This is a genomic window from Pseudomonas sp. A125, from assembly GCF_055409485.1.
In genome coordinates this window covers 24,635-32,343 of record NZ_JBUZVP010000048.1, presented here as the reverse complement: position 1 = coordinate 32,343, position 7,709 = coordinate 24,635, and the positions used below count along the sequence as shown (strand labels likewise).

Here is a 7,709-nt window from a genome sequence, read left to right as displayed (position 1 = left end):
CCTGTGTTCTCCTGCTCAAAAATTGAGCAGAAGCAGTTGAACACCTGGGTCAGTTTTCAGTCGGCAGAACAGCCTCTACTGGGTCAGTTTTCGGTCAGCAGCAACAGACACTCCTCATTGGTTTGTTCAATGAGTGTATTTTGAACTATAGTTAATTATTTGTCTACAATAATTAACTATAGTTCAATTTAAAGCCTTCTACAATCCGAGCACATCGCGTCTTGTTACAACTGCCAACCTGTCACCTACCGATCGCCACACCTGCCAGCCAGTCACCTACCGATCGCCACACCTGCCAGCCTGTCACCTACCGACCGCCACACCTGCCAGCCTGTCACCTGTGCATCGATTACAGCCCACTTGATCTAGACGCCCAACTGTTAGCCGCGGATCCGGCGGCTGACTCGGTCTCAAAGCGCTCATAGAACCAGCTAACATTTTCTTCCGTGTCGATCTCAGGGGAATCGTTGCCCAATTTCACAAGCTCCACGTGCACCGTGCCGAGCCAGGCAGCAAACAGTTGGTCATCGCGCCTGCCGCCACTTTCCATCAAGTCACGTAGCTCATCGACAAACTCCTCTTGCTGCTGATCAGCACGTCGTATGTCCTGGAGCACTTGTAGGAGCTCACCCCGAGTGGCATCGAGAGGTACATTGAAGCCAGCGGAGTCCAATTTATGTCTCACGGCCAAGAATTCAGGTTGAGTAGCCATTTAGCACTCCTTGTTAACCGCAGTAGAAAGAGCCGTGAAGAGGGCTCGGCAAGCATCATTGTACGCTTCCAACAACAGAGAACTCTGTCGCTTGTAATCCTCAAGATTGACCCCTGATAGAGGCGCATCATCAAGATGTTTCGGCTGATTCATATAATTCTTGTGTGCCTCATGGGCAGCGTCTAAATGGACTTTAATAGAGCCAACATCAATCATAGTCATACAAAGTTATCCCCACTTGGTGACAAAGAAATTAGAATCTTTCCAAAATCGCCACTCTTAACTGCGCTACACAATGAAAATTCATAGCAGCCTGCTTTGAAGTTCAACTGAGGCTGATCACAGAAGAAAGAACACTCTTCTAAACAGGTTTCATCATCTGCTAACCCAACGCGGAGGATGTACAGTGCTTTGTAATCCTGTGGGGTATCTAAACTTGTGATCGCCGTTACATTTTCAAGACCAGCGCTAATGACGTTAGCCCACGACTGGGATGAAATTTCATCAAAGTGTTCAATCTGGGTGTTTTCACTAAAATGCAAAACGTATCTGATTCGATCAGATTTCGAATTATGAAGTATGGGCAGCGTCCTAGCTACCAAAGCAATACGTACCGCAAGCGCCTCTGCAGCAGTCGTGAAAAATCCAGCTCCTAACGGTGAATCCGCCATAAGATCTGGTAAAGCGTCGCCTACTGAACCGTCAAACTTAGTCATGTGTGATCCTTCGTCTGGTTATTTTTAGATTATACACATGCGTACGTACGTACGTAAAAGTAATGTGATTGCCCTACTCCTTCGGTCGGCCAACCACTGGTGGGATTGCCTTCACTCGTTTACTGTATATAAAAACAGTGCTTGGTGATCCTATGAACGTAGCAGCTATCCACCACCTAACCCCGTCAACGTTACCGTTGCAGTTCATTTCTGGGACGGCGGCCGGGGGCTTTCCCAATCCAGCCGCTGACTACTACCAGGCGCCAATCTCGCTGGACGATCTGCTCAATATTCGCGCTCCTCACGTGTTCATCGTCCAGGTGGAAGGACACAGCATGACAGGGGCTGGCATCCTGCATGGTTGCCGCCTGGTGGTTGACAGGACAATTACGCCTATGTCTGGCCACATCGTTCTCGCTTACGTTGACAATCAACCGATTGTTAAACGACTTCTTCACGAAGGTGGGAAATGGTTACTGGCGTCTGAACACCCGGACTTTCCTCCACTCGTACAAACAGACTTTTCTGAGATAACTACATTCGGCGTTGTAACATGGAATTTCAACCAACATGCGTGTTGAATGTAAGCCTGTATTTGGACTTGTTGACGTCAACGAGTTTTATTGCAGCGTAGAACGCATCTTTAGACCTGAATTAAAAAACAAACCAGTTGTTGTTCTAAGTAACTCAGATGGTTGCATAGTCGCTCGAAGTAAGGAAGCAAAAGCTCTGGGTTTGAAAATGGGAGAACCATTCTTTAAGATCAGAACGTTTATCGAAAAGCACGATGTTTCAGTTTTTAGCAGTAACTACACTTTATATGGCGAGTTCAGTCACAGGCTTTCTTTAGCTATTTCCTCACTTGCTCCGGCCGTTGAGGCCTATAGTTGCGACGAATCATTCGTAAGACTTGATGGTTTGCCCGAGCCATTAAAAGATGTAGCGAAGGCAATTCAAGCCCGTGTTCTGCTGTGGACAGCGCTCCCCGTTGGCATTGGCCTGGGGCACACTAAAACCCTCGCTAAAGCAGCCCAGCATGCCTCTAAGGTGTGGAAAGCCAAAACTGGTGGCGTCGTAGACCTCCGCTCCAAGGAGGCCGTGGAGTGGCTCCTGAGGCGTATGCCGGTGGAAGAGGTTTGGGGGGTCGGGCGGCGGATGAAAGACAACCTCCAACCTCTGGGCATAACAACTGCCTGGGAGTTAGCGCAGTGTGACCCGCGAGTGCTTGGAAAAAAGTTTTCCGTTGTCCTGGAGCGTACGATCCGTGAGTTAAATGGGGAACAGTGCCTAGACCTTGAGCCTGTTGGATTACCAAAACAATCCATCTGTTGTAGTAGATCTTTTGGTGAGCGTGTAACCACTCTGCAAGGGCTTCGTGAGGCTGTCGCCAGTTACGTGCATCGAGCAGCTGGGAAACTCAGGGCTCAAAAATCACTGTGCACCGTTCTGAGAGTGTCCATACAGACCTCCTTCTTCGGCGATGATCCAAAGTACGCTCAGGGAATCACGTGTACCCTCCCCTACCCTACAGATGATACTCGCGTACTGACCGGCGCTGCGCTTCGAGGTTTAGAAACCATCTTTCGGGAGGGGATGAGGTACAGCAAAGCTGAGATTCTTCTGATCGATTTGCGTCGTCGAGGGGAATTCACTGATGATCTGTTCACGATCAATCAGCCAGCGCGGTCTGAGGCCTTAATGCTCGTTATGGACCAGGTTAACCGGCGCTGGGGTCGGGAATGCCTACGCACTGCAGCTGTTCCAGCAGAACCCGAATGGGGTATGCGCAGAGATTACCTCAGCCCGAGCTATATGACGGATTTCAACCAACTGTGGAAGGTGAGCTGCAGGTAGTTGATCACCCTTAGGACGGACATTTCACAGCCGCTCTAACTTACGATGCCGTGCAGCCAAGCTCACGGGGGCCGGCCAGCCTCGGCACGTAGGCGAGTTTCGGAGTCCGGGCTACATCATTCTTCCTTGCGCACATCCTTGCTCCATCCTCGTCTCTGGCACGTACATACATGGTGTGGATGACCTTGCGCTTTGGGCCCGAGCCCGCAACAAGGTCTACCGCAAATGTTTTCCATTCCCGCGTTGCCCAATAGGCATGAGCATCTGCTTCGTCACCAAACAGCATTCGCGTCTGTGTTCCCATATCATTTCAACCTTGCGCAGGAAGGGGGATATCAGACCTTATGCGCTGCCATCCTACGCAATCCAAGCTGTGCTTGAATGGAGGAGGAGGATTCAAAGCCTCCTTGAGGCAACGATCATGCCTCTCATCATCTACAGCTGCTATGGCTTCCTTTCGGTGCTCCAGGTAAAACAACAAACCTAAAAGCAGAGCTCCTCCTGCGGCTATACATGCAAGATGTTCCAATAACGCTTTCATTCTTGTTATCCCTTTAGTCATATGCCCTACTCCGCTTCCTTTGCGGCAAGTTTGCTTCGATCAAATTTATTTAAAAAGTTTTCAAACTCCTGCAATAGCAAGTTTGGATCAATCCCTTTTTCACACTTCAATTCTAGCTTTTGACCGGAAAGTTTAATTGTTCCAATTCCAGCTACTGGGCGCGGAACAAATGCCGGACGACCTTGATTAGAACATGCAGCAATTTTCACGGCAATCTGGCGGAGTGCTTGTTCCTGCTTAGTACCTTTTTCGACCATGCTCAGCACCTGTCTCTCGACGATGTGAACATCCTGCTCCGCTAAATCCACGAACTTTTTAGCGTAGTTGGCAGTAATCAGTCCCGGATGCTGATCAAGTACTTGGCGTATCGAAGTCGGGAGCTTCATAAGGTCCAGGCACCGACTTACTACAGAACGGTTGATCCCCAAGCGACGTGCAATGGCGCTTTGGCTCTTATCATTACCATTTTGAAGGTAGCGGTCGTAGCTACGAGCAAGCTCATAGTCAGTCAACTCTTCATGCTCGTTATCTGCCAGTGCGAGCAACATTGCCATGTCGTCGCTCATTGGCTTCACAACAGCCGGTATCCTGTCCCATCCCAAGATAGTGACAGCTCTCCAACGCCTCTCACCGCCTACGAGCTCATGTCTGCCGTTTGGAAGAGGTCTTACAAGAATTGGTTTACCCAGTCCAATTTCACGTATTGACTCCACGAGTAGCGAGATAGCCACCTTGTCAAAGATCATCCGAGGCTGGTATGGCGATACATCGACGCTTGAGACGTCAATATCCTCTAGGGATTGGTCTTTACCTATCCACTCTCCAACCAATGGCTCCTGGGCCTTTTCATCCAGCATTTGGAGCATTGCTGCCCTCCCCTGCGCGCTGGATGGAGTTCCTTCTGGAATCTCTGCTGGCTTGCGAAGGCCAACGACGCCAGTTTTAGGTTTTCCAGGGTAATCGTTTGATTTCATGTGCTGCATCTCCAACATTCAGTGTTGCTAGTAGCAACACGGGTTCTCTTTTGTTGCTACTAGCAACAACTCAGGCCGAAGCAATTTCCCGGATTTTGTTGAGAATTTCCCGGTGTACGCTTCGGACTGGACCAAGACTTTTTGAGGTAGCCCCTTTCCACAGAAGCAGCGGAATGCCGTCATCCAGTGACTTGGCGTACTCCTCAGAGACATAGATTTTTTCTTCCGTTACCCGGCCAGGAAAAAGCTCATTAAGACGGAAAAGATTATTGATTAGAGACGGGCGATTGCGGATAAACATCGTCGGGATCGCGAGCAATTTAGGTGCGTAGCTGTATTCCCGTGCAAATCGGGCGCACCAATCGTTCAGCCGAAGAAGAGCGCGGAATGAAAACTTGTCCATTCGAATCGGACACAGAAGTAAGTCGCTAGCTGCAACTGAATTTTTAGTCAGTCGGGAACCGGCAGGGGCGTTATCGAAGATGATCAGGTCATAGCTCGAAAGATCACAGCCAGGTATTTGGCCGGTTTTGGCCTGTTCAATCCAACGGGCATACCACATATCGGGGTTGTTAGAAGCGTCCAGGGCAACACCCAAATCCTCGATGTAGGAATCCGCAGGAATCAGGTGAATGCCATCCTCACCAAATGGCTTCTTGATGACCTCATCAAGGGTTTTCGGATCGAATGCACGCATCCGCAACAGGGGACTGATCAGATTGCCGAGGTGGCCGTCTACGAGTCGGTCCTGAGGAATACCCATCTCGGTCAGGTCCTCCGGCCCCAAATCAGGGTCGTAGCCCAGCATGCTGGATGTGTCGCCCTGAGGGTCGTTGTCGATGATCAGCGTTTTCAGGCCTGCGAACTGAGCAGACAGAGCTAGGTTCACAGCCGTAGTTGTTTTAGCTGTGCCGCCTTTCGGTACAAATGTCGAAGCAACGATTTGGCGCGAAAGACCTTTCGAATGTCCCAAGCGTCGACGTAGGGCTGCGATAGCGAATAGATCGGCGAGTCCATAAACCCGTGCAGTAGAGGTGCCACGAGGTACACGACGAATCTCAACACCATTCTCTTCTTCAATGTCCTTCAGTCGCCTGGTCGTCAGCCCAAAGCACTCAGCGGCAAACTGCGGAGAAAAGGTTAAGCCTCCAAAGTCAACAAAACTCTGTAGCTCCAGCTGAGATTCTTCGGTTGAGTTCATGTAAATGCCCTTCTGTAGGTTGAGAATTGATTATAGTTCATGAATACGGCTTGTAAACAGACTAATTCAGGAATATTAACGTTTTAAGCCATTCGAGCTGAACCGCCTTGTTGCTAGTAGCAACAAACCCGCTCTGCCCAGCAACAAAGCGGGCAAGAACGAACCGGCTCTAAAAGCTCATTGCTACCTGCCCGCCTTTATCCACGAAGCTGTCTAGGTTAACGCCGCGCATAGACACAGCCTTGCTCAGCAGCAAGTGGGCCTTGTTGTCGTCAAGATCCATGAGGTATGCGTCGTCGATGAGCTCGCTGATCTCATGAGGTTTCAAACCCGCCTCAATGGCCTGGCCCAAAAGCCGCGACGAAAGACGATCGTACTTCGCACGTAGGGCAAATTGAGGGTTATCAAGTTGGTTATTTGCCATGAAGAAAGCGTACGAAAATCCCTCGGGGGTTACGCTTCTTGCGTTTTTTGTCGCGAGGCTCCGGCCTCCGTACTTGAGATGCATTTTGGAGCCCTCAACAGGCATGACCGGTGCAACAGGAAGGTCTGCGTTGAAACGACCCCAGATCAAGGTCTTCTTCGTATAGGGATCTCCAACGTGGCACGGATCGAATGAAAGTCTCCATCCCGGGAGCCCTCCTAATTTTTCGATACGGCCAACTGGATTTTCTACAGCCCACAATGCTGGTTTGTAGTATTCGATTAACCGAAGGGTCTGGTGAACGAGTTGGACGGAGGCTTTGGTCCGGCCATCCAGATCCTTACTACCGAAATGTCTGCAGCCTGAACGAGCGAAGTCTGTGCAAGGACAAGCGGCAAGAATCGCGAATACCTCAAGGCCGTAGAAATCGCCGAACCACTCTATGAAGAACTCGACATTGAAGTTGTTCACGTCACCGAGCTCAGGATTGTCTTGAATGTCAAAGCGGTAGACCTGGTAGCCGGCTTCTTCCCAAGGCCGAGACCATTCACCTGAGGTATCGAAAAGCGAGAGCACCACTTTGTCACTGTTTTCCCTGCAAGCAGCTTGGCTTCTAGCATGATCAATCCATCCCTCTATACGGTCACGGGCGTGCGCGGGCTTCATAAACCCCTGGACCTTATCAGCCAAGCGGACTACATCTGCCTTCAATGGATGATCGAAAAGATGGTGAACCCCGAGTGAATTTTCTAAAGCTTGTGATTCTTGAAATGCCGATACCAATGAATCCAATTCGTACACAGAACCCATGCAAATCGCTCCTAGACCTTTTTCAAAGCAGCACAGTGGTAGCCGCCACTGTCACCAATTCGTGGAGAGAATTTTAACCCAAATGCGTACGCATGTACATACGTACGTACGTATCTAAACATTTGTTGCTAGTAGCAACACTGCTAGAGATTTCGATCTATTTTGCTGTTCTGGTTGTTCGTCTAATCATGTCTCGATAAGACTCGATTTCCAGATGGACACGCCTTTGCCTGACAGCCTCTTTTGAACACCCAATGATGTCTGCAAGCTCCTGGTCCGGTTGCTTACCCTGCATATGATCGTAAGCCGCAATATCGGGTCGAGGTTGTTGGTACGGTGTTATTCCTAAGGACTGGATGAGTTTTGAGACTTGCTGAAGAGGAACTTTAGCCGCACGTGCGAGCATTGTGGCGGGGTAGACGCCAAGAAAAGGTACAAGGAGCGCTAGGGCATCCT

Annotated in this window: 8 protein-coding genes; 2 read left to right on the top strand and 6 right to left on the bottom strand. The window is 49.8% G+C overall.

The window, feature by feature from the left end; translation table 11 throughout:
• Window positions 1–349 precede the first annotated feature (349 nt).
• From ACZRN6_RS34735 to ACZRN6_RS34725, 3 genes are read right to left on the bottom strand one after another with little or no spacing between them, the layout of a single operon-like run.
• The gene (locus ACZRN6_RS34735; RefSeq protein WP_106118793.1) at window positions 350–712 is read right to left on the bottom strand and encodes a hypothetical protein; all 363 of its coding nucleotides are present in this window, start codon (window positions 710–712) and stop codon (window positions 350–352) included.
• The gene (locus ACZRN6_RS34730) at window positions 713–934 is read right to left on the bottom strand and encodes a hypothetical protein (RefSeq protein ID WP_122433177.1); all 222 of its coding nucleotides are present in this window, start codon (window positions 932–934) and stop codon (window positions 713–715) included.
• Window positions 931–1,428: a hypothetical protein gene (locus tag ACZRN6_RS34725; protein ID WP_146136094.1), complete on the bottom strand. Its 498-nt coding sequence runs from the start codon at window positions 1,426–1,428 to the stop codon at window positions 931–933. The genes ACZRN6_RS34730 and ACZRN6_RS34725 overlap by 4 nt, the downstream gene beginning before the upstream one ends.
• Before the next feature lie 152 nt (window positions 1,429–1,580).
• On the opposite strand from ACZRN6_RS34725, the gene ACZRN6_RS34720 reads away from it, so the two are divergent.
• Together ACZRN6_RS34720 and ACZRN6_RS34715 are read left to right on the top strand one after the other, a co-directional pair.
• Window positions 1,581–2,009: a LexA family protein gene (locus ACZRN6_RS34720; RefSeq protein ID WP_016355661.1), complete on the top strand. Its 429-nt coding sequence runs from the start codon at window positions 1,581–1,583 to the stop codon at window positions 2,007–2,009.
• Window positions 1,999–3,282 carry a Y-family DNA polymerase gene (locus tag ACZRN6_RS34715; RefSeq protein WP_122433179.1) on the top strand — a complete coding sequence of 428 codons (1,284 nt, stop codon included), beginning with the start codon at window positions 1,999–2,001 and terminating at the stop codon, window positions 3,280–3,282. Before ACZRN6_RS34720 ends, ACZRN6_RS34715 begins: the two co-directional genes overlap by 11 nt.
• Before the next feature lie 567 nt (window positions 3,283–3,849).
• On the opposite strand, the gene ACZRN6_RS34710 is transcribed toward ACZRN6_RS34715, so the two are convergent.
• From ACZRN6_RS34710 to ACZRN6_RS34700, 3 genes are all read right to left on the bottom strand, one after another.
• The gene (locus ACZRN6_RS34710) at window positions 3,850–4,818 is read right to left on the bottom strand and encodes a ParB/RepB/Spo0J family partition protein (protein ID WP_231503401.1); all 969 of its coding nucleotides are present in this window, start codon (window positions 4,816–4,818) and stop codon (window positions 3,850–3,852) included.
• Between the two features lie 70 nt (window positions 4,819–4,888).
• On the bottom strand, window positions 4,889–6,019 hold the full coding sequence (locus ACZRN6_RS34705) for a ParA family protein (RefSeq protein ID WP_106118780.1): 1,131 nt from the start codon (window positions 6,017–6,019) through the stop codon (window positions 4,889–4,891).
• Window positions 6,020–6,188: 169 nt separating this feature from the next.
• Window positions 6,189–7,253: a DNA cytosine methyltransferase gene (locus tag ACZRN6_RS34700; protein ID WP_106118781.1), complete on the bottom strand. Its 1,065-nt coding sequence runs from the start codon at window positions 7,251–7,253 to the stop codon at window positions 6,189–6,191.
• Window positions 7,254–7,709: the final 456 nt, after the last annotated feature.